The sequence below is a fragment of the Novosphingobium sp. BF6 genome (genome assembly GCF_058273105.1).
Genome location: NZ_CM177776.1, coordinates 180,902 through 205,841, shown reverse-complemented (window position 1 = coordinate 205,841; position 24,940 = coordinate 180,902). Strand labels below are relative to the sequence as shown.

At 64.4% G+C, this 24,940-nt stretch carries 24 protein-coding genes and 1 pseudogene; 12 read left to right on the top strand and 13 right to left on the bottom strand.

Annotation, left to right across the window (positions count from 1 at the left end; translation table 11 throughout):
• Positions 1-17 precede the first annotated feature (17 nt).
• Together AC4D6D_RS16405 and AC4D6D_RS16400 are read left to right on the top strand one after the other, a co-directional pair.
• Positions 18-767: an electron transfer flavoprotein subunit beta/FixA family protein gene (locus AC4D6D_RS16405; protein WP_491328148.1), complete on the top strand. Its 750-nt coding sequence runs from the start codon at positions 18-20 to the stop codon at positions 765-767.
• Positions 764-1,693 carry an electron transfer flavoprotein subunit alpha/FixB family protein gene (locus tag AC4D6D_RS16400; protein ID WP_491328147.1) on the top strand — a complete coding sequence of 310 codons (930 nt, stop codon included), beginning with the start codon at positions 764-766 and terminating at the stop codon, positions 1,691-1,693. Before AC4D6D_RS16405 ends, AC4D6D_RS16400 begins: the two co-directional genes overlap by 4 nt.
• Before the next feature lie 74 nt (positions 1,694-1,767).
• Here AC4D6D_RS16400 and AC4D6D_RS16395 read toward each other — a convergent pair whose 3' ends face one another.
• From AC4D6D_RS16395 to AC4D6D_RS16375, 5 genes and pseudogenes are all read right to left on the bottom strand, one after another.
• Positions 1,768-2,436, bottom strand: coding sequence for a nitroreductase (locus AC4D6D_RS16395; RefSeq protein ID WP_491328146.1), 669 nt, complete (start codon positions 2,434-2,436; stop codon positions 1,768-1,770).
• Positions 2,433-2,798: an EthD domain-containing protein gene (locus AC4D6D_RS16390; RefSeq protein ID WP_491328145.1), complete on the bottom strand. Its 366-nt coding sequence runs from the start codon at positions 2,796-2,798 to the stop codon at positions 2,433-2,435. The genes AC4D6D_RS16395 and AC4D6D_RS16390 overlap by 4 nt, the downstream gene beginning before the upstream one ends.
• Positions 2,798-3,949 (bottom strand): acyl-CoA dehydrogenase family protein, encoded by a 1,152-nt coding sequence (locus tag AC4D6D_RS16385; RefSeq protein WP_491328144.1) that lies wholly within the window; start codon positions 3,947-3,949, stop codon positions 2,798-2,800. The genes AC4D6D_RS16390 and AC4D6D_RS16385 overlap by 1 nt, the downstream gene beginning before the upstream one ends.
• Positions 3,950-3,959: 10 nt before the next feature.
• Positions 3,960-4,236 (bottom strand): annotated as a pseudogene (locus tag AC4D6D_RS16380) (acyl-CoA dehydrogenase family protein).
• Positions 4,233-4,448 carry a hypothetical protein gene (locus tag AC4D6D_RS16375; protein WP_491328143.1) on the bottom strand — a complete coding sequence of 72 codons (216 nt, stop codon included), beginning with the start codon at positions 4,446-4,448 and terminating at the stop codon, positions 4,233-4,235. The pseudogene AC4D6D_RS16380 and the gene AC4D6D_RS16375 overlap by 4 nt, the downstream one beginning before the upstream one ends.
• 85 nt (positions 4,449-4,533) lie before the next feature.
• Here AC4D6D_RS16375 and AC4D6D_RS16370 point away from each other — a divergent pair, with 85 nt between their 5' ends.
• Complete coding sequence (locus AC4D6D_RS16370) at positions 4,534-5,157, top strand: glutathione S-transferase family protein (protein ID WP_491328142.1); 624 nt, start codon at positions 4,534-4,536, stop codon at positions 5,155-5,157.
• A gap of 6 nt (positions 5,158-5,163) precedes the next feature.
• Here the strand turns inward: AC4D6D_RS16370 and AC4D6D_RS16365 are convergent, their stop codons facing one another.
• Genes AC4D6D_RS16365 through AC4D6D_RS16345 form a run of 5 tightly spaced genes read right to left on the bottom strand, consistent with a single transcriptional unit; the run spans position 5,164 to position 10,888 of the window.
• Complete coding sequence (locus AC4D6D_RS16365) at positions 5,164-6,423, bottom strand: spinster family MFS transporter (RefSeq protein WP_491328141.1); 1,260 nt, start codon at positions 6,421-6,423, stop codon at positions 5,164-5,166.
• A 3-nt stretch (positions 6,424-6,426) separates the two neighbouring features.
• A complete protein-coding gene (locus tag AC4D6D_RS16360; protein WP_491328140.1) occupies positions 6,427-7,281 on the bottom strand; it encodes a MaoC/PaaZ C-terminal domain-containing protein in 855 nt (284 codons plus the stop codon).
• Positions 7,282-7,291: 10 nt separating this feature from the next.
• On the bottom strand, positions 7,292-8,458 hold the full coding sequence (locus AC4D6D_RS16355) for an acyl-CoA dehydrogenase family protein (protein WP_491328139.1): 1,167 nt from the start codon (positions 8,456-8,458) through the stop codon (positions 7,292-7,294).
• A gap of 10 nt (positions 8,459-8,468) precedes the next feature.
• Positions 8,469-9,617 carry an acyl-CoA dehydrogenase family protein gene (locus tag AC4D6D_RS16350; protein ID WP_491328138.1) on the bottom strand — a complete coding sequence of 383 codons (1,149 nt, stop codon included), beginning with the start codon at positions 9,615-9,617 and terminating at the stop codon, positions 8,469-8,471.
• Positions 9,618-9,646: 29 nt separating this feature from the next.
• Complete coding sequence (locus AC4D6D_RS16345) at positions 9,647-10,888, bottom strand: Rv3169 family protein (protein ID WP_491328137.1); 1,242 nt, start codon at positions 10,886-10,888, stop codon at positions 9,647-9,649.
• A gap of 156 nt (positions 10,889-11,044) precedes the next feature.
• On the opposite strand from AC4D6D_RS16345, the gene AC4D6D_RS16340 reads away from it, so the two are divergent.
• From AC4D6D_RS16340 to AC4D6D_RS16300, 9 genes are all read left to right on the top strand, one after another.
• Complete coding sequence (locus tag AC4D6D_RS16340) at positions 11,045-11,947, top strand: SDR family oxidoreductase (RefSeq protein ID WP_491328136.1); 903 nt, start codon at positions 11,045-11,047, stop codon at positions 11,945-11,947.
• Between the two features lie 13 nt (positions 11,948-11,960).
• On the top strand, positions 11,961-12,881 hold the full coding sequence (locus AC4D6D_RS16335) for an NADP-dependent oxidoreductase (RefSeq protein ID WP_491328135.1): 921 nt from the start codon (positions 11,961-11,963) through the stop codon (positions 12,879-12,881).
• A 109-nt stretch (positions 12,882-12,990) separates the two neighbouring features.
• A complete protein-coding gene (locus AC4D6D_RS16330; RefSeq protein WP_491328134.1) occupies positions 12,991-14,331 on the top strand; it encodes an aromatic ring-hydroxylating oxygenase subunit alpha in 1,341 nt (446 codons plus the stop codon).
• 12 nt (positions 14,332-14,343) lie between these two features.
• Entirely contained in the window at positions 14,344-14,826 is a 483-nt protein-coding gene (locus AC4D6D_RS16325; RefSeq protein WP_491328133.1) for an aromatic-ring-hydroxylating dioxygenase subunit beta, read from the top strand.
• 17 nt (positions 14,827-14,843) lie between these two features.
• The gene (locus AC4D6D_RS16320; RefSeq protein WP_491328132.1) at positions 14,844-15,755 is read left to right on the top strand and encodes a VOC family protein; all 912 of its coding nucleotides are present in this window, start codon (positions 14,844-14,846) and stop codon (positions 15,753-15,755) included.
• 4 nt (positions 15,756-15,759) lie between these two features.
• Positions 15,760-16,548, top strand: a complete 789-nt coding sequence (locus AC4D6D_RS16315) for an SDR family NAD(P)-dependent oxidoreductase (RefSeq protein ID WP_491328131.1) — start codon at positions 15,760-15,762, stop codon at positions 16,546-16,548.
• A gap of 14 nt (positions 16,549-16,562) precedes the next feature.
• On the top strand, positions 16,563-17,558 hold the full coding sequence (locus AC4D6D_RS16310) for an amidohydrolase family protein (protein WP_491328130.1): 996 nt from the start codon (positions 16,563-16,565) through the stop codon (positions 17,556-17,558).
• Positions 17,555-21,040 carry an indolepyruvate ferredoxin oxidoreductase family protein gene (locus AC4D6D_RS16305; protein WP_491328129.1) on the top strand — a complete coding sequence of 1,162 codons (3,486 nt, stop codon included), beginning with the start codon at positions 17,555-17,557 and terminating at the stop codon, positions 21,038-21,040. The genes AC4D6D_RS16310 and AC4D6D_RS16305 overlap by 4 nt, the downstream gene beginning before the upstream one ends.
• 23 nt (positions 21,041-21,063) lie before the next feature.
• Positions 21,064-21,909 carry an SDR family oxidoreductase gene (locus tag AC4D6D_RS16300; RefSeq protein WP_491328128.1) on the top strand — a complete coding sequence of 282 codons (846 nt, stop codon included), beginning with the start codon at positions 21,064-21,066 and terminating at the stop codon, positions 21,907-21,909.
• Between the two features lie 86 nt (positions 21,910-21,995).
• On the opposite strand, the gene AC4D6D_RS16295 is transcribed toward AC4D6D_RS16300, so the two are convergent.
• From AC4D6D_RS16295 to AC4D6D_RS16285, 3 genes are all read right to left on the bottom strand, one after another.
• The gene (locus AC4D6D_RS16295; RefSeq protein ID WP_491328127.1) at positions 21,996-23,135 is read right to left on the bottom strand and encodes a thiolase family protein; all 1,140 of its coding nucleotides are present in this window, start codon (positions 23,133-23,135) and stop codon (positions 21,996-21,998) included.
• Positions 23,136-23,149: 14 nt separating this feature from the next.
• Positions 23,150-23,587 (bottom strand): Zn-ribbon domain-containing OB-fold protein, encoded by a 438-nt coding sequence (locus tag AC4D6D_RS16290; RefSeq protein ID WP_491328126.1) that lies wholly within the window; start codon positions 23,585-23,587, stop codon positions 23,150-23,152.
• Between the two features lie 75 nt (positions 23,588-23,662).
• Positions 23,663-24,877 (bottom strand): acyl-CoA dehydrogenase family protein, encoded by a 1,215-nt coding sequence (locus tag AC4D6D_RS16285; RefSeq protein ID WP_491328125.1) that lies wholly within the window; start codon positions 24,875-24,877, stop codon positions 23,663-23,665.
• Positions 24,878-24,940: the final 63 nt, after the last annotated feature.

The following is a 24,940-nucleotide window of genomic DNA, read 5'->3' as shown; positions in this document are numbered from 1 at the left end:
ATGGAAGGATATCTGCAATGAAGATCCTCGTGCCCGTGAAGCGGGTGATCGACTATAACGTAAAGCCTCGCGTCAAGCCGGATGGCACGGGTGTCGACCTCGCCAACGTCAAGATGAGCATGAATCCGTTCGACGAAATCGCCGTAGAGGAAGCGATCAGGCTGAAGGAAAAGGGCGTCGCGAGCGAAGTCGTTGCCGTCTCGGTCGGCCCGGCCAAGGCGCAGGACACGCTGCGCACGGCGCTCGCCATGGGTGCCGACCGCGCGATCCTGATCCAGACCGATGAACAGGTCGAGCCGCTGGGCGTGGCCAAGCTGCTTGCGCGGGTTCAGGTGGAAGAGGGGGCGTCGCTCGTCATCCTCGGAAAGCAGGCGATCGACGACGACAGCAACCAGACCGGGCAGATGCTTGCGGCCTTGCTGGACCTTCCGCAGGGCACTTTCGCCTCCAAGGTGGATGTCGAGGATGGCAAGGTGCAGGTCACGCGGGAGGTCGATGGCGGGCTTGAGACGGTGAGCCTTGCGCTTCCCGCGATCGTCACGACGGACCTGCGCCTGAACGAGCCGCGCTATGCTTCCCTACCGAACATCATGAAAGCGAAAAGCAAGCCGCTGACCACACGAACGCCGGCAGATTTCGGCGTCGATATCGCGCCGCGTCTGGAAACGCTAATGGTAAGCGAACCGCCCACCCGGTCGGCAGGCGTGAAGGTGGCCGATGTCGATGAACTGATCGGAAAACTCAAGGCGCTGGGAGTAGCCGCATGAAGACGCTTGTCTGGGTCGAGCACGCCGATGGCGCCGTCAAGGACGCCACGCTGTCCGCCGTTACCGCCGCGGCAAAGCTGGGCGAAGTCCACCTTGTCGTCGCGGGGCAGGAAGTCGGCGGCGTGGCTGCCGAAGCGGCCGGGATTGCTGGCGCCTTGAAGGTCCATGTCGCGGACGATCCGGCATTCGGTCATGCTCTGGCGGAAAATGTCGCGCCCCTGATCGTTGCCCTTATGGACGGGCATGACGCCTTCGTGGCTCCGGCCACGAGCCATGGCAAGAATATCGCGCCGCGCGTTGCCGCCATGCTCGATGTCATGCAGGTCAGCGATGTGCTTTCGGTGGAGAGCGGCGACACTTTCACCCGGCCGATCTATGCCGGCAATGCCATCGCGACGGTGAAGTCCCGCGATGCGAAGAAAGTTCTCACCGTGCGCGGCACGGCGTTCGAAAAGGCGCCGAGGGAAGGTGGTAGCGCCGCGATCGAGGCGGTGCCGTCCACCGGGGACAAGGGCGTTTCCGCGTTCGTCGGCGCGGAAATCTCGAAGCAGGAGCGGCCGGAACTGACTTCGGCCAAAGTGATCGTCTCGGGCGGTCGTGCATTGAAGGACGGGGAGACATTCAAGGCGACGATCTTTCCCCTGGCCGACAAGCTGGGTGCCGCCGTCGGGGCCTCTCGCGCGGCTGTGGATGCGGGGTATGTGCCGAACGATTATCAGGTCGGCCAGACCGGCAAGATCGTCGCCCCCGAAGTCTACATCGCGGTCGGCATCTCGGGCGCGATCCAGCATCTTGCGGGCATGAAGGATTCGAAGACCATCATCGCCATCAACAAGGACGAGGATGCCCCGATCTTCCAGGTTGCCGATATCGGCATCGTCGGCGATCTGTTCACGATCGTTCCCGATCTCGCCGCGCGGGTCTGAGCGCGGCCTCGTGAACGCAGGAACGGCGGCGGAGTGATCCGCCGCCGTTTTCGCATCGCTCCCGCGAAGATGCTCTAATCGACGAAGGTAACGACTTCGCTCAAGGAAGCGCGGGCAACGGGGAAGCTGTTCACCGCTGCATCGGGGTCGCGGTAGCCGATGGACATGCCGCAGAACAGGATATGGTCCGACGGAATCGCGACATGCTCGCGGATGTGCCGTTGATAGACCGCCCATGCTTCCTGCGCGCAGCTGTCCAGACCCTCTTCGCGCAGCAGCAGCATGACCGTCTGTAACCACATCCCGATGTCCGCCCATTGCGGCGGCCCCATGTAGCGGGGCGTGTGGACCAGCATCAGCATCGGCGCACCGAAAGCGCGGTAATTGCGCGTGAACTGGGCGAGACGGCCTGCCTTGTCCTCCCGCGTCACGCCGAGCGCGGCGTACATGCTTTCGCCCACTTCATGGCGGCTGTCGCCATAGCGATCGGCCAACTCGGCGGGATAGATGGCATATTCGGTGCTGTGCGCGGCGCGCCCCTGCGGCAGGACTTGCGCCAGTCCGTCGCACAGCCGGGTGAGCGCGCCGTCGGTGAGGATGTGGACGTTCCAGGGCTGGAGGTTGCCGCCCGAGGGCGCGCGCTGGGCCTTTTCCAGCACGCGTTCCAGCACGTCCCGGGGCACGGGCGTCTGAAGGAAATGTCGGATGGAGCGGCGACTGGCCACGGCTTCGGAGACGTTCAAGGCGTGGTTCCTTCCAGCGGTCTGAAATGCGTGGTGTCGGTCTCGACCACGAAGACGCGTACCGATTCCGGAATTAGGAAGTGGGCTTCGTCCTCGATGCGCTGCCGCCGGATCTCCGGGTCGGCCATTTCCCGCATCGTGGCGTCCGCGGTTGCCCTGTCCTCGTAGAAGACTTCCGACATCACGTCGAAGTCGGTCGGCTTTTCCGGGTCGGCGTGGAGGACGAAATTGCGCCGATGAACCGCCGCGCCGTGCGTGAGCAGGCGGTTCATCAGGTGGACGTGATGGTTGGAGTAATAGTCGCGAAAGGCCTCGAAAGTGATGTCGGGCCGCTTCCTGCCCAGAAGGATGACCTTGAACATCACAGCGACCGGGCAACGATCAGGCGCATGATCTCGGCGGTACCGGCAAAGATACGGTGGAGCCGCGCCGCGGTGTAGAGCCGTGAGATCGGATATTCGTCCATGTAGCCCGCACCGCCGTGCAGTTGCACGCATCCGTCCATGATGCGCGCTTCCATCTCTGGCAACCACATCTTGGCCATGGCGCATTTCAGGGTGTCGAGCGATCCCTTCGCCTGGTAGTCGCGGATGACCTCATCCAGAAAGGCGCGGCCGACGGCCAGTTCGGTCTTCATTTCCGCGAGCTTGAACTGGGTGTTCTGGAAATCGAAGATGGTCTGTCCGAACGCCTTGCGGTTCTTCACGAACTCCACCGTTTCCTCCAGCGCCCGATGCGAGGCGGCATGGGCGATGAGCGGCCAGGTGATGCGGTCCATGTTCACGCCGCCGAGGCACAGCGCCATGCCGCGCCCTTCCTCGCCCAGCAGATTGGCGACCGGCACGCGCACTTCGTCGAACGAGATCTCGCCGGTGTTGGAGGCGTTGACCCCCATCTTCTTCAAGGCGCGCCCGCGCTTGAAACCGGGCCGGTCCGCTTCCACGATGATCATCGACAGCCCCTTGGACCCCGGCGCATCGCTGGTCCGGGCGACCACCATGAAGGCATCGGCGATCGAGGCCTGCGAGATATAGGTCTTGGCGCCGGTGATGACGTATTCGTCGCCCTCCCGCCGTGCGCTGGTGCGGATGGCGGACACGTCGCTGCCGCTGTCGGGCTCGGTGATGGCGAGACCGAAGAGCATTTCCCCGCGCACCATCGGCGGCAGATAGCGGGCACGCTGTTCCTCGTTGGCGGATCGGTAGAGGATTTCGCAGGTGCCGTCCGCGATCAGCGAAGGCGCCATGGCGGCTCCCGCCGGGCTATATCCGATCTCTTCCGCAATCACGAGCCGGTGCAGGAAATCGCCGCCGGGGCCGCCATACTCTTCCGGAACGTCCACGCCCAGAATTCCGGCCTCGGCCGCCTTGAGCCAGAACGAGCGGGGAATCTCGTGATCCTCCACCCATTGGTCGACGAACGGCTCGATTTGCGTCGCGATGAAGCGGCGCACGGTTTCGCGGAATATCTGGTGCTCCGGCGTCCACAGTGATTCCGTAGTCTGGTACGTCATGGTCCCCTCCTCAGTTTGCGCCGTAGCCGAGTTGCCGCCCGGCCAGATCGAGTAGAATTTCCTCCGATCCGCCGCCGATCGCTATGACGCGGACTTCGCGGTAGATGCGTTCCGCGGATGACGCTGGCGCCGTCCAGGACCTGCGCGGTTTCGCGCAGCACACGCTCGAACATGCGGGTGGCCTGCACTTTCAAGAGGGCGACATCGGCTGCCGCATCCAGGCTGCGATCGAATTGCCAGCCAATGAGGTCGATCCACGCCCGGGTGGCGTCTATCCGGTGCTTCATGGCGACAGCGTGCGTGAACAGGCCCGGCTGCACGCTGCCGGAGCCGCACCGAGCGGTTTCGTCGACCAGAACGAGCTTGTGGAAGCTGTCGATGCCTTCTTCGGTGCCGCCTCGCGCGCGATGAACGTGCGAACGCTTCCGGCAAGCGCGTCATGGGTTTCGCCGTCGCAAGGCGAACGGTCGCGCCAGACATCGTAGCTGTTGCCTGTCATGACAGCCCAGATCCCATCTCAGTATTCTATTCGCTAGCATACATTAAGGCAGTATGTTAAATCGCGGTCAAGCCGGGAGAACGAAATGCTGACGATTTACGGAACCAAACCCAGCCGCGTGGCGCGGTGCCTCTGGGCGCTGGAGGAACTCGAACTTCCCTATCGGCAGGTCGCCGTTCCCGACCCTCGGGCAGAGGGCTTCCTCCGGCTCAACCCCATGGCCAAAGTGCCGGTCCTGGTGGACGGCGATTTCGTGCTGACCGAATCCGTTGCGATCACGCGCTATCTGGCAACGCAGGTTCCCAATCGACTGGTGCCCGCCGACGCGCGCGGAAAAGCGCGGATGGACCAGTGGACGAGTTGGGCGATCACCGAGGTCGAATTCCACTTTACCGTGATGGTGCGCGAAATCCGCCGCGCGGCTCAGGCCGGGCAGGCGCCGGACGGCGGCATCGTCGGCGAATGTCTACAGAGCGTTTCGGAAACGCTCGGCGCGCTGGAAGTGCATCTTGCAGCAGGCAATGCCTACGTCGCGGGCGCGGAATTCTCGCTGGGAGATATCGATGCCGCGTTCCCCATCGCCGGGATTGCCGCCCGCATCGACATGACCGGGTTTCCCGCGATCCGGGACTGGCTCTCCCGTTGCACCGCGCGTCCGGCATGGCAGCGGGTTCAGGCGATCGACGACAGCGCGCTGCTCGCCGCCTGAGGTAATCTACTCGAACCGGCGCCGGGCGTGCCGGAGCGCGAGAAGGAACAGCAGCCCTGACAGCAGCGTAAATCCGGTCGCCGCCGTAAGGGCCATGCGAAGGCTCTCGATGCCGAATTGAGGTGTCAGGCGGTCGCTCAGGATTCCGACGAGGAGCGGGATCAGGCCTTGCCCGATCAGGGCGTTGAGCACGTTCGAGCAGGCCCCGGCCATTCCGCGTTGACGGGGCGGGCAGACGCTCTGCATGGTGGCCTGGAAAGCCGGTGCGTAGAGTACGGCCAGCCCCATGGCGAGGAAGCAGGCGATCAGGGCTGCGCCAGTCGATGCGCTCCACAATACGGTGAGCAGGACCGGCACCAGTATGAGGTTCGCGCCGACACAGATCCAGACCGGCGCGGCCAGATGTGTGCGCGCCATGCGGTTGCCCAGCCACCCGCCGACCAGCATGCCGAAGACGAGGCCGAGGCTGGCAGCGGGGCCGAACAGGAAGCCGACTTCCTTCTGGTCCATGCCGTGCAGGCGGATGAAGAACTGGGGCAGCCAGATCAGCATGCCGAGGCTGCTGAAAACACCGAACGATGCGGCCCAGCACAACCAGACATAGGCCTTGTTGCGCCATAGCTGCCTCACCGTCTCGCTGAACGAGAGCGGGGCCTGCGTGCCGGTATCGTACTGGCCGCGCGGCGCATCGGGCATGAACAGCAGGATCAGGAACGCGAGAACGAGGCCGGGGGCGGCAGCAACCCAGAAGGCGGCCCGCCAACCGTGCGTCGCCGCGATCCAGCTTGCGAGCATGAAGCTGGCGAGCATGCCGAGATTGCCGCCGACCTGGAACAGCGCCAACGCCAGCGATCGGCGCTGCGGCGGAAAATGGTCGCTGAGCAGAGACATGCCTGCCGGATTGGCACCGCCTTCGCCCACGCCGACGCCTGCCCTGGCAAAAGCAAGTACGCCAAAACTTTTGGCGAACCCGCAGAGCGCGGTCATGGCGCTCCACAAGGTGAGGGCCAGGGCGATCAGCCGGCGCCGGTTCCGGCTATCCGCGAGGCGGCCGAACAGGATGCTGGCGAGCGCGTAGACGAGCACGAAGGCCGGCCCGGTCAGCAGCGCGTACTGGGTATCGCTAAGCCCGAATTCGAGGCGAAGCGGCTGCGAGACCACCACCGCCAGCAGGCGGTCGTAGTAGTTCATCGCGTTCATCGCCGAGAGCAGGCCCAGCGCGACCCAGGGTGCGCGTGTCAGGATTCGGGAAGGCGGGCCGTGCACCTTTCAGACGATCTCGGCAGAGCAGCGGTCCAGCACCAGCAGGTTGTCGCGATGCGGCACGACGGCGCGGAAACGTACCGTTCCGGGCCCCTTGCCCCAGAATTCGAAGCGTATCAGGTCGCCCGGCAGCACGGGGCGGCTGAAGCGCACCGCCATCGATCCAAGCCGCGCCGGATCGAAATCGCAGAAGCTGCGCAGCAGCGCGTAACCGGCCATGCCCTTGGTGGAGAGGCCATGCAGGATGGGTCTCGGGAAACCGGCCACTTTCGCCACATCCGGATCGATGTGCAGCGGATTGAGATCGCCCGAAAGCCGGTAGACCAGCGGCTGCATTTCGCTGACTTGCACGTCAAGGGCGCGGTCGGGCTCCGTTTCGGGCAGCCTTGCCAGTTCGGCGGGCACTTGGCCCCAATCGCCGCAGCCGCCGTCGCCGCGCAGCATGAGCGTGTTGGTGACGGTGGCGATCAGCTCGTCCGTGGCGGCATCGAACACCTGCTTGCGTTGATGGAGCATTGCTCCGCGCTCGCCCATGTCGCGAACGCCGACGATGGCGTGGCAGCCGGCGATCCGCCCTTGCGGGGCGAGCGGCCGATGCATCTCCAGCCGTTGTTCGGCATGGAGCAGTTTCTTCCAGTCGATGCCGTACTGGGGATCGCGCGCCCACATGCCCGGATGGCCGAGGACATTGGCGTAAGTGGGCGAGGCCTTGAGCCTTTCCTCGAACAGGTAATCGATATGGCCGGGGTCGAGCGGCTCGGAACCGAAGCCCACGCCCAGTGCATAGAGGATGGTGTCCTTGGCGCCATAGGCCTGCTCGGTATCGGCGAACTTGCGGTTTACGACTTTTTCGAGATCCACGGCGGCCCCCTCAATAGCTCTTCGGAAGGCCGAGGACCTTCTCGCCGATGAAGCTCATGATCATCTGTTCGGTGACGGGCGCGATGCGCAGCAGGATGCTTTCGCGGAACAGGCGTTCGACCTGATACTCCTTCGAATAGCCCATGCCGCCATGGAACATCACGGCGCGGGTGCAGGCGTCGAACCCGGCGCGTGCGGCCAGGAACTTGGCGGTATTCGCCTCGGCGCCACAGGGCTTGCCCTGATCGTAGAGCCAGCCCGCGCGCATCACCATCCAGAACGCCGATTCCAGCGCCATCCAGCTTTCCGCGAGCGGGTGCTGGATGCCCTGGTTCATGCCGATCGGTCGTCCGAAGACGTGCCGGTCCTGCGCATATTGGGCAATGCGCTTTAGCGCGCCCTGGCCGTTGCCGATTGCCTCCGAGGCCACGAGGATGCGTTCCGGGTTGATCGAGTGCAGGACGTAGTGGAAGCCCTTGCCCTCTTCGCCGATCAGGTCCTCGTCCGGGACGAAGTAATCGTCGATGAAGGTCGTGTTCGAATCCACCGCATTGCGCCCCATCTTCGGGATGCGGCGCACCTCGATCTTCGAGTGGTCGAGGTCGGTGTAGAAGAAGCTCATGCCGTCGGTCGGCTTTTTGCACTGGTCCTTGGGCGTGGTGCGCGCGAGAATCACGATCTTGTTGGCGACCTGCCCGGACGAGGTCCAGATCTTGCGCCCGGTAATGCGATAACCGCCCGGCACCTTGGTCGCGAACGTCTTGATGCTGGTGGTGTCCAGCCCGGCGTCGGGCTCGGTCACGCCGAAGCAGGCCTTGTCCGTTCCCGCGATCAGCGGCTTGAGCATGCGCTCCTTCTGTTCGGGCGTGCCGAAGACGACGACCGCATGCGGGCCGAACAGGTTGAGGTGGATCGTCGAGGCCGCCGAATAGCCGCCAGCGCCCTGGCAGATGCGGTTCATCATGATCGCCGCCTCGGTGACGCCGAGGCCCGCCCCGCCCAGCTCCTCGGGCATGGTGATGCCGAGGTAGCCCGCCTGGGCAAGCGCGGCGTGGAACTCGTGCGGGAACTCGCCGCTCTGGTCGAGCCGCGACCAGTACTCGTCGCCGAACCCGTCGACGATGCGGCCTACGCCCTCGCGGACGGATTGCTGGGTTTCATTCAGTTCGATTTCCATGGCGGCCCCCTCAGGCGAAGATCTTGCGGCTGATGATCTCGCGCATCACCTCGGACGAGCCGCCCGCGATCTTGCGGATGCGGCTGTCGATGAAGGCATGGGCGATGGGGTATTCGAGCATGTAGCCCGCGCCCCCGTAGAATTGCAGGCATTCGTCGGCGATGCGCCATTGCAGCTCGCCCGCCAGCATCTTGGCCATGGCGGCGGTCTCGACATCGAGCTGCCGGTCCACTGCGAGTTCCACGCAGCGGTCGACGAAGACTTGCATCGCCTGCGTCTGCGCCGCCATTTCGGCGATCTTGAAGCGGGTGTTCTGGAAATCGGACACCGGCTTGCCGAAGATCATGCGGTCCTTGGTATAGGCGATGGTGGTGTCGAGCATGCCCTTGCACATGCCGATCGCGTGGACGGCGATGGACAGCCGCTCTTCGGCAAGGTTGTGCATGGCGATGCCCATGCCCTGTCCCTCGGCGCCGATGCGATTGGCGACCGGCACCCGGACGTCGGAGAAGAAAAGTTCCGAAGTGTCCTGCGCCAGCAGTCCGAATTTTTCGAGATTGCGCCCGCGCGAGAAGCCGGGGCGGTCCGTCTCCACCACGATGAAGCTCATGCCCCGTGCACCGGCGGCTGGATCGGTCTTGCAGGCGAGGATCACGATGCTGGCGAGCTGACCGTTGGAAATATAGGTCTTCTGTCCGTTTATGACGTATTCGTCGCCCTCGCGCACGGCCGTGGTCTTGATCGCCTTGAGATCGCTGCCCGCCCCCGGTTCGCTGAGGCCGAGCGCGGCGATGCATTCGCCCGAGACCATGCCCGGAATCCAGCGCGCCTTCTGCTCCTCGCTGGCGAAATTGAGGATGTAGTTGGCGGCCATGTCGGAATGGACGGCAAAGCCGGGACCGGTCGCACCGGCATAGCCCAGCTCTTCGGTGAACACCGCGTTGTACTTGTAGTCCGCGCCCGCGCCGCCGAATTCCTCCGGTGCATTGGAGCACAGGAAACCCGCCGCTCCCGCCTTGCGCCAGACCTCTCTGGAGACGACGCCATCCTCCTCCCACTGGCGGTGGTAGGGCGTGATTTCAAGTTCGATGAAACGGCGCACCGCGTCGCGGTACATCTCGTGGTCTTCGCCGTAGATCGGGCGAGGCAGCGTTATCACAGGTGGTTCTCCTGTCGGGAGGATGAGTGTCAGGCGATGCCGCGCCCGGTGAGGCCGCCGTGGTTGCCGTGGGCCTCGAAGCCATAAGGGCTGTAACGGCCGTTCAGGAACACCTCGAACTGGGCGCGGCCGTGGCGGACGCGGCCGTCCGGCGCGGTGAGCCTGACGCGGGCATAGTGCTCCACGCCGTAGACGGTCCTGATCTCGCCGTTGCCGGGGAAGCGATGCTCGCAGGGCTGCTGCGAGAAGTCGAATTCGTCCCATTCCAGTGCCGGGCTGCGGCCGTGCCAGGTGTGGATGGTGCCGCCGTCATGCCAGGCGCCGACGTGATAGCCGATCTGGCCGAGCACGTGGGGTGGCTGCGGGCAGTCCAGCTCCACTGTCCAGCGCTCGCCCCCGGCGTCCTTCAGCGTGACGACACCTTTCGTTACCGACCGGGTGCCGGGGCGCCATTCGAGCTGGTGATCGTAGTCGGTCAGGAGCAGTTTTCCGTCGTCCCAGCCGAAATCGATCGATCCCTCGAACGGCACTCCGAAGGCGTCGTTGAGCACGGTGCGCTCGCCTTCCGGGCCTTCGTGAAAATGGAAGTAGGAAGACAGTTCCTCCGCTTCGAGAAAGCAGGAGAAACGCAGCGCGCGGTGCACGCCCGGGATTTCGGTGGGCGGCAGCCATTGCGGTGAGACCCCCAGCGGGGGACGGCTTTCATAGATGCCCCACGACCTGTCGCGCGAACCGCCCCATGGGGCTTCCTGCGGCATGTCGAAGCGCCTTCCCGCGACTTCCATCCACCCGGTGCACTGGCCGACCTGATGGTAGCGGCTCTGATCCGTGGTGAAACGGCCCGCGCGGACGGCGCGGTGATGCATGGCGAGGTGGCAGGGCGAAAGGCCCTTCCAGGTGATGTCGAAGGCGATCTGCGATTCGTTCTCTTCGCAGATCAGGCGGACGGTGCGGAGCGGCTCGGTGAATTCGTAGCGCAGCGGACCGATTGCCACCGAATAGTCGTCCCGCCAGATCCGGCTGAGGCGCAAGGCGCGCTGGACGCCGCCGATGTTGCTGTTGGCATAGCCGCCGATGATGTTGCTGTTGGGCGCGATGCGCATGCCCGTCCAGATCGAGGCCCCGCTCTCCAGGTCGTAGGCCAGGAAATAGTAGCCGTCGTCCCAGGCCGGATCGGAATTCGGCACATAGGACATGGGGTAGGGCGTTGCGTGGAACGGATACTCATCCGGCGGCGTCAGCGCCATTTTCTCAAAGATTTCCTCCGCCATCCCTCTTCCTTTCGGTCCGCTGGTCCGCGGTCTCTTCCGCCGCTGCGGCACTGCCCGTTGACAGCTCCCTTGCGCTCAAATAAGCCATGAAGCATATAGTTTGCAACCACACAATCAAGATGCGTTCTATTTTTACGGGAAAGGATGGAGGGGCCGATGGGCATTTGTGATGGACGGGTGGCGATCGTGACGGGCGCGGGGCGCGGCGTGGGCCGGGCCTATGCGCTCAAGCTGGCGGAAGAGGGCGCGAAAGTGGTCGTCAACGACCTTGGCGGCAGTGCGGCGGGCGACGGCGCGGACCTGACTCCCGCGCAGGAAGTGGTCGACGAGATTCGCAAGGCCGGCGGCGAAGCCGTGGTCAACGGCGCGGACGTATCCGACTGGCAGCAGTCGCAGGAGATGATCCAGCAGGCAATCGACACGTTCGGCGGGCTCGATATCCTCGTCAACAATGCCGGTATCCTGCGCGACCGGATGATGGTGAACATGAGCGAGGACGATTGGGACCTCGTCATCAAGGTCCACCTCAAGGGCACGTTCGCGCCGTGCCACCACGCGGCGAATTACTGGCGGATCGAGAGCAAGGCTGGGCGTCAGCGCGATGCGCGCATCATCAATACCAGTTCCGGCTCCGGCCTGTTCGGCAATATCGGGCAGGCCAATTACGGAGCCGCGAAGGCCGGTATCGCCTCCTTCACGTTGATCGCCGCGCGGGAGCTGTCCCGCATCGGCGTGACCGTGAACGCGCTGGCGCCGCGTGCGCAGACGCGCATGACCGAAGGGCTCCGCGAAGTGTCGGGCGAGATGCTGGAGCGGCGCGATCCCGAATGGATCGCCGCGCTCGTGGCGTTCTTGTCCAGTCCTGCCGCTGCCGACATCACCGGCCGCATTTTCGCGGAAGCGTGGGGCTTCGGATATACGGTGGGCGACGGCTGGAAGCATGGTCCGCGCGCGGCTGCCTCGCGCGACGCCAGCGAGGTCGAGGGACCACTCCGCCATGCACTCGCCGCGTCCGGCTACAACGCTGGAATCGAGCGCGACACTTTCGTGAATCCCTGATCGGAGACCGGCGATGAAGATCATCCGCGCACATGCGTTCGGCGGCCCGGAGCAACTGACGATCGACGAGGTAGACCTGCCGGAACCCGGACCGGGGCAGATCCGCCTGCGTGTGCGGGGGATCGGCGTCAATCCGGTGGACTGGAAGCTCCTCAGCGGCAAGGCGCCGGTGCTGCCGCCGCTGCCGCTGGTGCCCGGCGGCGACGTCGCCGGGACCGTCGACGCCGTTGGGGAGGGCGTGGAGGGCTGGGAAGTGGGCGATCCCGCCTTCGCGCATCCGGGGCTGACGGGAAGCTATGCCGAAGCGATCGTGCTCGATGAGGCGAAATGCGCGCCGCTGCCGCCCGCCATCGATCTCGTGCAAGCGGCAGGGCTTCCGCTTGCGGCGCTTACCGCCTTGCAGGGCCTACTGGCGGACGGGCGCGATCTTTCCGGTCTTCACGTCCTGGTTCACAACGCCGCGGGCGGGGTAGGGAGCGTGGCAGTGCAGATCGTCAAGGCGAAAGGAGGGCTGGTCACCGGAACCGCCTCGGCCGCGAATGCCGTTTACGTGCGGACACTGGGCGCCGAGGATGTCGTCGATTTCCGGGTCGAGCGACCCGGCGCGAGAGAGGCGGAATTCGACATATTGCTCGATCTGGTCGGCAACTCGCAGGAGGCGGGGTTGTGGTCGCTGGTGAAGTCCGGCGGTTCGGTCATCCGGATCGCCGGTGGACCCAAGGCACCGGATTTCGAGGACGTCGGCGGCGTGCGGGCCTACAAGGTCCGCGTGCGTCCGAACGGCGCGCAAATGCGCGAGATTGCGGCGCTGGTGGAGGCCGGCCTGCTGTCGCCGGAGATCGCGGAAATCCACCCCTTCGCCCATGCCGCCAAGGCTCTTCGCGCCAGCATGGCCGGACATGTGCGCGGCAAGATCGTGATTGCGACGGATTAATCAGAAAAACCGCGTGCAAACAGTTGCGAAAAAAGTGCGCATGCGTATCATGTGTGGGCGAATATATTGGATTCGAGCATAAGATTCGACCAGATCAAGGAGAGTGACCATGGCGCTGTACGATCCTATCCGCCAGGAATTGGTACAGTCTGATCCGCAAAAGGGCAGTTTCCGCGTCCACCGCGATGCCTATCGCAGCGCGGAAGTGTTCGAGCAGGAAAAGCAGCAGATCTTCGCCAAGTGCTGGCTCTATGTCGGGCACGATACCGAGCTGAAGAAGAAGGGCGATTTCCACGCACGGCGCGTCGGCGGGCGCGACCTGATCTTCATCCGCGACAAGAAGGGAGAGGTGCGGGCGCACTACAACACCTGCACGCACCGCGCCGCGAAAGTCTGCCGCGAGCGTACCGGCAACGCGCGCAACTTCACCTGCCCGTACCATGGCTGGGTCTTCAGCTCGGAAGGCGGGCTGGTCTCGCAGAATGCGCAGACCGGCTATGCGGAAGGCATCAATGCCGACGGTCACCTCGATTTGCGCTCGGTGGAACGGCTGGAGCAGTACCGGGGCTTCTGGTTCGTCAACTACAACCCCAATGCCATCTCGCTGTACGATTACCTCGACGGCGCGCGCGACCAGATCGACGCGCTGATGGACCAGACCGAGGGGCAGCAGATCATCCTCTCGGGCGAACATACTTATTCGATCCGGGCCAACTACAAGCTGCTCTGCGAGAACAGCTACGACGGCTATCATCTGTTCCCGGTCCATGCCTCCTACTTCGACTACTTGCGCGATCAGATGGTGGGCACGCCGGGCGAGGGCCTGATCGACAAGACGCTGGCGACCTACAACACGGCGGGCTGCGCGCGGGCGCTGGGCAATGGCCATGCCGTGCTCGATTCCTACGTGCCCACCGGTCGTCCGGTGGCGCAGTGGCTGCCGTCCATGGGGCTGAACACCAAGGACGAGATCGAGGCGCGCTATGCCAATCTCGTCAGCCGGCTGGGCGAGGAACGCGCGAAGTACATCGCTGAAACCCAGAAGAACCTCGTGATCTTCCCCAACCTGGTCATCAACGACATTCTCTCGGTGACGGTGCGCATCATCGAGCCGGAATCCGAAAACAAGATCCGCGTCACCGCCTGGGCCATGGGGCCAGACGACGAGAGCGAGGAACTGCGCGCGCTGCGCCTCGACAATTTCGTCTCGTTCCTCGGCCCGGCGGGTTTCGGCTCGCCCGACGACATCGAGATGCTGGAAATATGCCAGGACGCCGCCGACCACACGCCGATCGAATGGAGCGAGATCTCCAAGGGCTTCGGCAAGGCCGAAAACCCGCTCTACGCGGAAGGGGCGCCGGACGACGAGATCCAGATGCAGGGGTACTGGACGATGTGGGACCGCGTGATGCGCGGCATCGACAGCCTCGAAGTGAAATCGAACGGATAAAGAAAAATGACGATGAACCGGGCAGAGGTAGAGGATTTCCTGTTCTACGAAGCGGAATTGCTCGACGCGTGGGAGACCGAGCAATGGGCGGAGCTTTATACCGAAGATGCACTTTACGAAGTGACCTCGCCGGCCTGCGAGAACCCGGCCGGTGCCGATGCGCGCAACACCTTGTTCCTGATCTCGGACCGCATCGACCGTATTCGCGGCCGGGCCATCCGGCTCACCAAGAAGACGGCCCATGCCGAGTATCCTCGCTCCAAGACGCGACACATGATTTCCAACGTCCGCGTCCTCGGTGGCGAGGGCGAGGAGACCAAGGCACGCGCCAACTTCGCGGTGTTCCGCACCAAGGAAGATACCAGCACGATCTACATGGGCGAGGCGTTCTTCACACTCGTCCATGCCGATGGCGGCACGCGGATCCGCCACAAGCGCTGCGTGCTCGATCTCAACAGCCTCTACAACCAGGGGCGGCTCACCATCATTCTGTGACGGGCAAGGACAGTACAATGGGTGTCGATTTTCGTTATCGCCGTCTCGGTTATCTTGCTCTTCAAGTGAGCGACATCGAGAAATCCACCGCGTTCGCCACGGACGTCTTCGGGATGGACCAGTCGGGAGAGGGGGGCGGCGGCGCCCGCTTCTTCCGCGTCGGTCCCTCGCATCACGACATCATGCTGATCCCCGGAGAAAAGCCGGGCTTCGTCCGGTCGAGCTGGGAACTCGAGAGCGAGGAAGATCTGGACCGCGCGCTGGCGCATTACCAGCGTATCGGTTTGGCGCCGCAGCTCATTCCGCAGGACGAGGCCGACATGCTGGGGCTGGAACGGGCGTTCCGCATCGTCGAGCCGAAGTTGAACACGGTCTGGGAATACTATTCCCGGATGAACTACACCACGGTGCCACGCACCAATACGCTGACCGATTTTCAGGGCGGCAAGCATTACGGCCTCGTCATTCCCGACTGCAAGGACGTGACCGACTACATGGTCGAGAACATGGGCTTTCTCGTCTCGGACTATCTGGAAGGATGGAAGGCTTCGCTGCTGCGGGCCTGGCCCAATCCCAACCACCACAGCTTCGCGCCCTTGCAGTTCCCGGCGCCCAAGCCCTCGTTCCATCACCTGGCTTTCATGGTCAACACGATCGACGATATCGGCAAGCTGTTCAACCGGATCAAGCGTTTCGATGTCCAGATCCAGTTCGGCATCGGCCGTCATCCGACATCTGGCAGTATTCATCTCTACATTTATGATCCGGACTACTTCGTCTGGGAATATACGCTGGGAATGGAGCAGTTTCCCGAAACCGGCGCTCGCGAGCCGCGCCGCATGTCGGCGGACCCGGCGAACCTCGACTTGTGGGATGCGGTGCCGGAAACGGTTCACGCCGCAAAGTTCCCCGGGTTGGTGACGGGCTGATCCGATGGCGAGACTGGGAGGGAAAATCGCCGTCGTCACCGGATCGGCAAGGGGAATTGGCAAGGCCATCGCGCTGCGGCTGGCACGGGAAGGCGCGGCGCTGGTCGTGTCCGATATTCACGGAGACGGACTGGAGGCGCTTTGCGCGGAACTTGCGGCGGCCGGATCGCCGCGCGCAGTAGGCCATGCCGCCGACCTCAGTGTCGAGGAGGGCGCGGCAGGGTTGCTTGCGGCGACGCTCGATGTTCACGGCCGGGCGGACATCCTGGTCAACAATGCAGGCGGCGGGGTGATCCGGCCGTTCCTGGAGCATACGCCTGAAACGCTGCGCCAGACGATCGACCGCAATTTGTGGACCACGATCTGGTGCACCCGCGCCTTCCTGCCCGGCATGATCGCGCGACAGCACGGGCGGGTCATCAATATCGGCGCGGACTCCGTTCACACCGGCACTTACAGCCATGCGGGCTACAACGCGGCGAAGGGCGGGGTTCATGCAATGGTCACTGGCCTCGCCTTCGAATTCGCAAAGGAGGGGGTGACCTTCAACGTGGTCTCGCCGGGCGGCGTGCTGACCGAGGATCTGCAGGCAATGATGGCCGACGATCCGGAAACGCTCGCCAAGTACAAGATGAGCGTTCACCCGCGCGAGGTCGCCCGGCGCGAAATTCCCTCGCAACGCTTTACCGAGATGCACGAAGTCGCTGCCTACGTCGCATTCCTGGCGAGCGACGACGCGGGGGCGGTCAACGGCCAGATCCATTCGATCAACGGTGCCCAATGGATGATGTGAAGGAAGGACGCGCCATGCTCGTCGACTTCCACACCCATTTCATTCCCGCCCGGTTTCCGGCGAAGCCTGCAGGGATCGACGAATCCGCCTGGCCTTCGCTGGTCCCGGTGGCGAATGGCGGCGCGACGATGTTCGTGGGGGAGGGCAGGTTCCGCGACTTCGAGCCGCTCTACTGGAACGTGGAGGCCCGGATCGCGGCGATGGATGCCGCGGGCGTCGATGTGCAGGTGATGTCTCCCCTGCCTGAGCTGCTATCGTACTGGCTGGTGCCCGAGGCGGGCGTGATTCTGACCGATGCGATCAACCGGGCCGGGGCCGACATGGTCATGCAGTCGGGCGGACGCCTGAAGGCCATGGGCATTCTCGCGCTTCAGGACCCGATGCGGGCGGCGGAGCAAGTGGGGCGGGTCGCCGCGCTCGGCCTTTCTGGGCTGTTTGTCGGCAGTCACGTCAACGGCGTGTCGATCGCTTCCGAACGGTTCCATCCGGTGCTGGCAGCGGCAGAGCGGCATGGGTTGCCGCTGTTCATCCACGGCATCAGGCCCGGCCTTTCCGAGCGTATCGAAGGACCGGCGCTGATGGCCGCGGTCGTCGGCATTCCCTACGAAGGGACCATGGCGCTGGCGGGCTTCATGGCCACCGACATCTTCGCCCGCTTTCCGAAGTTGCGGATCGTCCTGGCTCACGGCGGCGGCATGATCGGCTCGGTCATCGACCGGATGGAGTTGGTCTGGCGCAAGTTCCCCGCTGCCATGCAGGGCGTGCTCAAGGAGCCGCCGACCGAATATGCCCGGCGCTTCTGGTACGACACTGTCGTCTTCTCGCCGGAAAACCTCGCTTACCTTGCCGCGCGTTTCGGTGCGGACCGGATCGTCGCGGGCAGCGACGGTCCCACCGAGATCGGCCAGACCGACCTTCCCGGCTTCCTCGCGGCCACCGGACTTGCCGAAGCCGATCGCAAAGCCATCCTCGGCGGCAATGCCGCCCGCTTGCTGGATATCACGCCATGACCAAGACCGCGGTTCGTCTCGACGACAAGTACACTCAGGATGAAGGGAGGATCTACATCTCCTCCAACCAGGCGCTGGTACGCCTGCCGATGATGCAGCGCCAGCGCGATCTGGCGGCAGGCCTGAACACGGCAGGGTTCATCACCGGCTATCGCGGTTCGCCGCTCGGCATCTACGACAGCAATCTCTGGGCTGCCTCGGCATTGCTGAAGGAGAACCACATCCGCTTCCAGCCCGGCGTGAACGAGGAACTCGCGCTGACCTCGATCCGCGGGACGCAGTGGCTCCATTACTATTCCCAGGCCAAGTACGACGGCGTCTTCGCGATCTGGTACGCCAAGAACCTCGGCGTCGATCGCGGGTTCGAGGTAATGCGCCAGGCCAATCTCGAAGGCAGCGCAAAGCACGGCGGGGTCCTGGTGATCGGCGGCGACGATACCGGCGGCAAGTCCACGGTGACGGCGACTTCGTCGGACCCGGTCTGGAAGGCGGCGCTGATGCCGATCCTCTATCCGGCCAATACGCAGGAATATCTCGACTACGGCCTGCTGGGATGGAGCATGTCGCGCTTTGCCGGGGTCTACACGGCCTTCAAGGTCGTGACCGACACCATCGAGCGCACGTCCACCGTGGACGTCGATCCCGCGCGTTCGCTGCCGGTGCTGCCGGACTTCGGGATGCCGCCGGGCGGTCTCAACAAGCTCAAGGGCGATATCATGCCGCTGCCGATCGAGCGGCGCATGGTGGAGTACAAGCTGCCCGCCGCGCAGGCTTTCGCGCGGGCCAACGGCTTCGACAAGGTGATCTTTGATTCCGATCGTCGCGAACTGGGGATCGTCACCGCAGGCAAGCCCTATCTCGACGTGCGCGAGGCGCTGAACGAACTGGGCATCGACGAACACCGGGCCCGTGCGCTCGGCATCCGGCTCTACAAGCTGGGCATGACTTTCCCGGTCGAGCCGGAAGGCGCCACCGCTTTCGCGCGGCGCCACCGCGAAGTGCTGGTGGTGGAGGAAAAGAGCGCCTTCATCGAAGAGCAACTCGTCTCGCTGCTTTACGCCATGCGTGCCGACGAGCGGCCCGACATTACCGGCAAGACCGACCCGAGCGGCGCGCGGCTGGTGCCCGATTTCGGCGAGACGACGGTGCATCTCGCGATCGACGTGCTGATTGCCCGGATCGAGGCGCTGGGGATCGCCGACGAAGCGCTTGCCGAGCGCATCGCCCGCATTCGCGAGGCCAAATCGAAAGTCCATGCGATAAAGCCCACCGGCCTAATGCGGACAGCCTTCTTCTGCTCGGGCTGTCCGCACAATACGTCGACCCGTACGGTCGATGGCAGCCTGACGTTCGCGGGCGTCGGCTGTCATGGCCTCTCCGCCATGTTCATGCCGGACCGGCCGACCGAATGGTCCGCGCAGATGGGCGGCGAAGGAATGCTCTGGGCGGGTCTTCACCCCTTCATCGAAGTGCCCCACGCGTTCCAGAACATCGGTGACGGTACCTACTTCCATTCCGGCCTGCTCGCAATCCGCGCCGCCGTCGCCAGCGGCGCGACGATGACCTACAAGCTGCTCTACAACGATGCCGTCGCCATGACCGGCGGCCAGCCGGTCGACGGTACGCTGACGGTCGAATCCATGGCGAACCAGGTCTTCTGGGAAGGCGTGAAGCCGGTAGTCATCGTCACCGATGAGCCGGAGAAGTACCCAGCCGGCATCCGCTGGCCCGAAGGCACGACGATCCGCCATCGCCGCGAACTGGAAGAGGTCCAGCGCGAGATGCAGAAGCTGCCGGGCGTCTCGGCGATCATCTACGACCAGACTTGCGCGGCCGAGAAGCGCCGCCGCCGCAAGCGCGGCAAGTTCCCCAACCCGCCCAAGCGCGTCTTCATCAACCAGGAAGTCTGCGAGGGCTGTGGCGATTGCAGCAAGAAATCGAACTGCGTCTCGGTTCAGCCGGTGGACACCGAGTTCGGTCGCAAGCGCAAGATCGACCAGTCCCAGTGCAACAAGGACTTCTCCTGCCAAGACGGCTTCTGCCCCTCGTTCGTCAGCGTATTGGGCGGGGAACCGCGCAAGTTCGGCGCCGCGTTCCGGGACGAGGAACTGGTCGGCGTCTTCGCGGGCATCCCGGCCCCGTCGCGCGCGCGGCATGACGATGTCTACAATATCCTGCTTACCGGGATCGGCGGAACCGGCGTTCTGACCGTCGCCGCGATTGCCGGCATGGCCGCGCATCTCGATAACAAAGGTGCATCGGTCATGGACATGACCGGCATGGCGCAGAAGGGCGGCGGTGTCCTCAGTCATATCCGCATCGCGCCTTCGCCCGAGCAGCTTCACGCGCCGAGGCTGTGGAACCAGTCCGCCAATCTCGTCATCGGCTGCGACATGGTGGTCACCACCAGCCCGGCGACGCTGGACATGGTGGCGCCAGACACGCAGATCATCGTGAACACCGAAGTCGTGCCGACCGCGCAGTTCCAGTCGAACAACGCGATCAACTTTGGACCGGAAATGCAGCTCGACGTGCTGCGCGGCGTCGTCGGCGAGCATGTCGAGGGGATCGACGCCACCCAGATCGCCACCAAACTGATGGGCGACAGCATTACCACCAATATGTTCATGCTGGGCTATGCGGTGCAGAAGGGCTTCGTGCCGCTCAGCCTCGGTTCGATCGAGGAGGCGATCAAGCTCAACGGCTCGCAGGTGAAGTCCACCCTCCAGGTGTTCAACTGGGGACGGCTGGCCGCGCACGATTCGGCGCTGCTGCAAGAATACATTGCGCGCACTGGCATCCATTCGGTGCAGGAACCGCTTTCGCAGGATCTGGACAGCCTGCTCGCGCGCCGCGTCCGGCATCTGACCGACTATCAGAACGCCGCCTATGCGCAGGACTACGCCGGTTTCGTCGGCCGCGTCCGCGCTGCCGAGGAAGCCGCCGGGCTTGGCGGCGACCTCAAGGTCACGACCGCGGTGGCGCGCTACCTGTCGAAGCTCATGACCTACAAGGACGAGTACGAGGTGGCCCGCCTCTACAGCGCTCCCGAATTCCGCGAGCGGCTGGAGCAGGCCTTCGAAGGCGATTACAAGCTGAAAGTGCAGCTTGCGCCGCCGCTGATCGCCCGTCCCGCCAAGCCGGGCGGCGAGCCGAGGAAGATCGAGTTCGGGCCCTGGATCTTCACTTGGTTCAAGGTTCTGGCGAAAATGAAGGGCCTGCGCGGCGGCGTGCTCGACGTCTTCGGCAAGACCGCCGAACGGCGGATGGAGCGACGCCTGATCGGCGAATATCGCGACCTGATCGAGCGCCTGCTGCCGCGCCTGTCTCCTGCCACCCAGTCACAGATCGCCGCGATCGCCGAGCTTCCCGACATGGTGAAGGGCTACGGCCATGTGAAGGATGCCAATGTCGAACTCTACGCGGCGGAGATCGCCCGGCAGCTGGTCGCGCTCGATGCTCCGGTTCCCGTCGCCGCCTGACACTTGACCGAGGGAGGATTGCCATGAGCCGTGTAGTGCTGCTGACCGGCGGAGGCCGGGGACTGGGACGTATCATGGCGCATGCGCTGGCGCGGGACGGGCACAGCCTGATCCTGTCCTCCCGCAGCGAGGATACGCTGGTGGCCACGGCGGCGGAATGCCGGGAGATGGGCGCTGCGCGCGTCGATCACATCGTCGCTGACCTTGCCGTGGCGGGCGAGGCGGAAAAGCTCGCGGCGAAGGCCATGGACCGTTTCGGCCGGGTGGACATTCTCGTCAACAACGCGGGCATCGCGATCAACGAGGTGTCCAAGGACTACCTCGTCAATCCCTACCGCTTCTGGCGTTCGGATCGCTCGATCATCGAGCGCTATCTGGCGATCAACACGGTGGCGCCGATGATGCTGGCGATCCGTCTGGTGGACCAGATGAAGCAGCGGGGCTGGGGGCGGATCGTGGCCAATACCACCAGCCTCGACACGATGCTGCGCAGTTCGCTTTATGGTGCCTCGAAGGCGGGGCTGGAGGCGGAAACCGCGATCATGGCGAACGATCTTGCCGGGAGCGGGGTCACCGCCAATGTGCTGGTGCCGGGCGGCGGCTGCGGCTCGCGCATGACCGACGAGATGGGCATTGACCGCTCCGCCGTCCTGCCTCCGGAAATCATGGGGCCGCCGATGACGTTCCTGGCGTCCGATGCGTCGGACGGGATCAACGGGCGCCGGATACAGGCGCGCCTGTGGAACCCGGAGCTGCCCCCGCTGGAAGCCATGGCGGAGGCGGGCGACGTGATCGCCTGGACTGGCTGCGGCATTCAGGGCCTTCAGCCGGAGGTTACCAAACTGAGCGCTCCCGGCCAATATCGTTAAAGGGCTATCGTCGAAGGGCGATCGCCACAGAGTCTGGAACGGTTTTCGGCTCCCCGGTTCCTGCTGGGGAGCCGAAATGCAAGGGGTCAGGCTTTTTCGAGGATATGCACCGCCGCGCTGGTGCCCAAGCCGACGACATGGGTCATGCCGATCTTCGCGTCCTTGACCTGGCGCTGTCCGGCCTTCCCCCGCAAGTGCAGGGCGATTTCGTACATGTTGGCGATGCCCGTGGCCGCGATGGGGTGTCCCTTCGACAGCAGGCCGCCCGAGACGTTGACGGGGATCCGGCCCCCAAGGTCGGTCGCTCCCTCGCGGATCATGCGCACGCCTTCGCCTTCGCCGCAAAGCGCCAGGTTCTCGTAGTGCTGGAGTTCCACCGAGGCGAAACAATCATGCAGCTCGACAAGATCGAGATCCGCCGGGTCGATGCCCGCCATCGCATAGGCCTTCTGCGCGGCGAGCCGGGTGGGGCCGTTGACGTCGTGCATGATCGGGTCTCGCGCCTGCCAGGGGGCGGAGGCCATGGCCGAGGCGCGGATGCGGATGGCCCGGTCCATCAGTCCGCGCCGCTTCACCTGCTGTTCCGACATGACGACCGCCGCGGCCGCCCCGTCCACATTGACCGAGCACATCAGCTTGGTCAGCGGCCAGGCGATCGTCTCGGCCTCCAGCACCATGTCCAGCGGGGTTTCCTTGCGCAGAAAGGCCTTGGGATTCATCGTTGCATTGTAGTGGTTCTTGACCGCCACTTGCGCGAAATCCGCCTGCGTCGCACCGGTTCGCGCGGCATATTCGACGCCGGATTCGCCGAACACCGCCGGCATCGTCGCCGACCCGAGCAGGCCTTCCGTGGGGATCGCGCCGGGAACCGCACCACCCAGCATGCCCAGCCCGGTCATCTGTTCCACGCCCACGCAGAGCACGGTGTCGAATTCGCCCGCCTTGATCGCGGTATAGGCCATGCGTACGGCCGAGGCGCCGGTGGAGCAGGCATTGACGAGATTGACGATCTGCACCCCGGTCTGGCCGATCTGCTGCAGCACCTTCTGGCCGATCATGGTGGTATAGTTGCTGCCGGAAAACACGGCCTGGATGTCATGGATGGTGACGTCGGCCTCGTCCAGCGCCCCCAGCGCCGCCTGCGCGCCGAGTTGGGCGGGGGTGCGATGCGGGTGGCGGCCGAAGTCGATCATGTCGATGCCGACGATGTAGATGCTGTCGCTCATGGAATAGGCGCTCCTCAGGCCGGAACCGGCTCGAAATAGTGGGCGATGTAGCTGTTGCCGTTCTTGTCCTTGCGCCCCAGCGCATCGTCGAAGCGCACGCGCACACGCTGGCCGGGAGCGGCGTGTTCCGGTTCGAACCCGGCCGTATTGCGCAAGGTGCCTTTCAGCGTCGGGCCGCCGTCGAGATCGACCACGGCGGAGATGAAGGGCACGTCGACGCCGGGAAAGCCGCGCCGGACGATGACGGCGGAATGCAGCGTGCCCTCGGTGGCGGGGATGAACTGGACGAGCGCATCGGAACGCGCGCCGCAATGGCCGCAGGCGACACGTTCGCTGTCGGCATAGGCAGCCCCGCAGGCGGTGCATTTCTGCGCGATCAGGCTCGGCTGGCCGGACGCGTCGACAGTGATGAAGGGAAACGCCGGCAGCGGCGTTTCGGGGGACGTGCTCATGGAAGCGATTCTCCGATCACAGGAGTATGATATGCATGCGAACTATATTCGTATGATCGTCCGGGTCAACGCATTTCAGCCACGGTCCTTCGCCGCGCGCCATTCGCCCTGACGGCGCAGTTCGAGCTTGGCGATTGTCTCGCGGTGAACTTCGTCCGCGCCTTCGCCGATCCGCACCGTGCGCATGTGGGCCCACATTTCCGGCAGCGGCGTATCGTAGCTGAGGCCTGCCCCGCCGTGGAACTGCATGGCCCGGTCGAGAACTTTCAGCGCGACGTGGGGGGCCATGACCTTGAGCTGGGCGATGTCGCCGCGCACGGCCTTCATGCCCTGTTCCTGCATCCGGCGTGCGGTCTGGACGATGAAGGCGCGGCACGCATCGATATCGATACGGCTGCGGGCGATGGCGTCGGTCACCACTTGCCGGTCGACCAGCGGACGCCCGCCGATTATGCGCTTTTCGACCCAGGAACACATTTCCATCATGGCCCGCTCCGCCGCGCCGATCGCGCCCATGCCGAGCTGGATGCGTCCGACGCCGAGGGTCGACTGCATCATCAGGAAGCCTTCGCCTTCCTTGCCGATCAGGTTGGCCACGGGAATGCGCACGTCTTCGAAGATGAGGTCGCAGTGCCCGAACGGCGCGTCGTCATAACCCATGACGGTCTCGATCCGGCCAAGGCTGAGGCCCTTCGCCTCACGCGGGACGAGCACCATCGAATGCCGCGCGTGGCGCGGGGCATTCACGTCGGTCGCGCCGAGGACGAGGTAGAAGCTGCACTCGTCCATCGCGCCGCCGGTGGCCCAGCTCTTCACGCCGTTGAGGACATATTCGTCGCCCTCGCGGCGAATCTCGAACTTGAGATCGGTGGGGTCGGAGGAGGGGACGTTGCGCTCGGTGATCGAGATGCAGGACCGGATATCGCCGTCCACCAGCGGCTTCAGGTAGCGTTCGCGCAGCTCGGGAGAGGCATGGATGTTCATCGCCGTGCTGTTGGAGATCGTGCCGGTGTAGCAGTTGAACACTTCCGGGCCGTGATTGCACCAGTTCATGATCTCGCAGATCGGCGCATAGTCCATGAGCGACAGGCCGCGTCCGCCGATCTCTTCGGGGAGCGGGAACAGCCACAGGCCCCTGGCCTTCGCCTCGGCGCGGAGCTGGCGCAGGATCGGCGTATACGTCCAGCGATTCTGCGCGCTCTGTAGCTGGTGATGATGTTCCTGTTCGGTAGGGATCACCCGTTCCAGCATGAAGGCTTCCACCTGCCCGATCAGATCCTCGTTCGACATCGCCGCTCTCCTTCGTATGATTTTCATATTGCGCTAGCGTATCATGTGCTTCATCACAACATC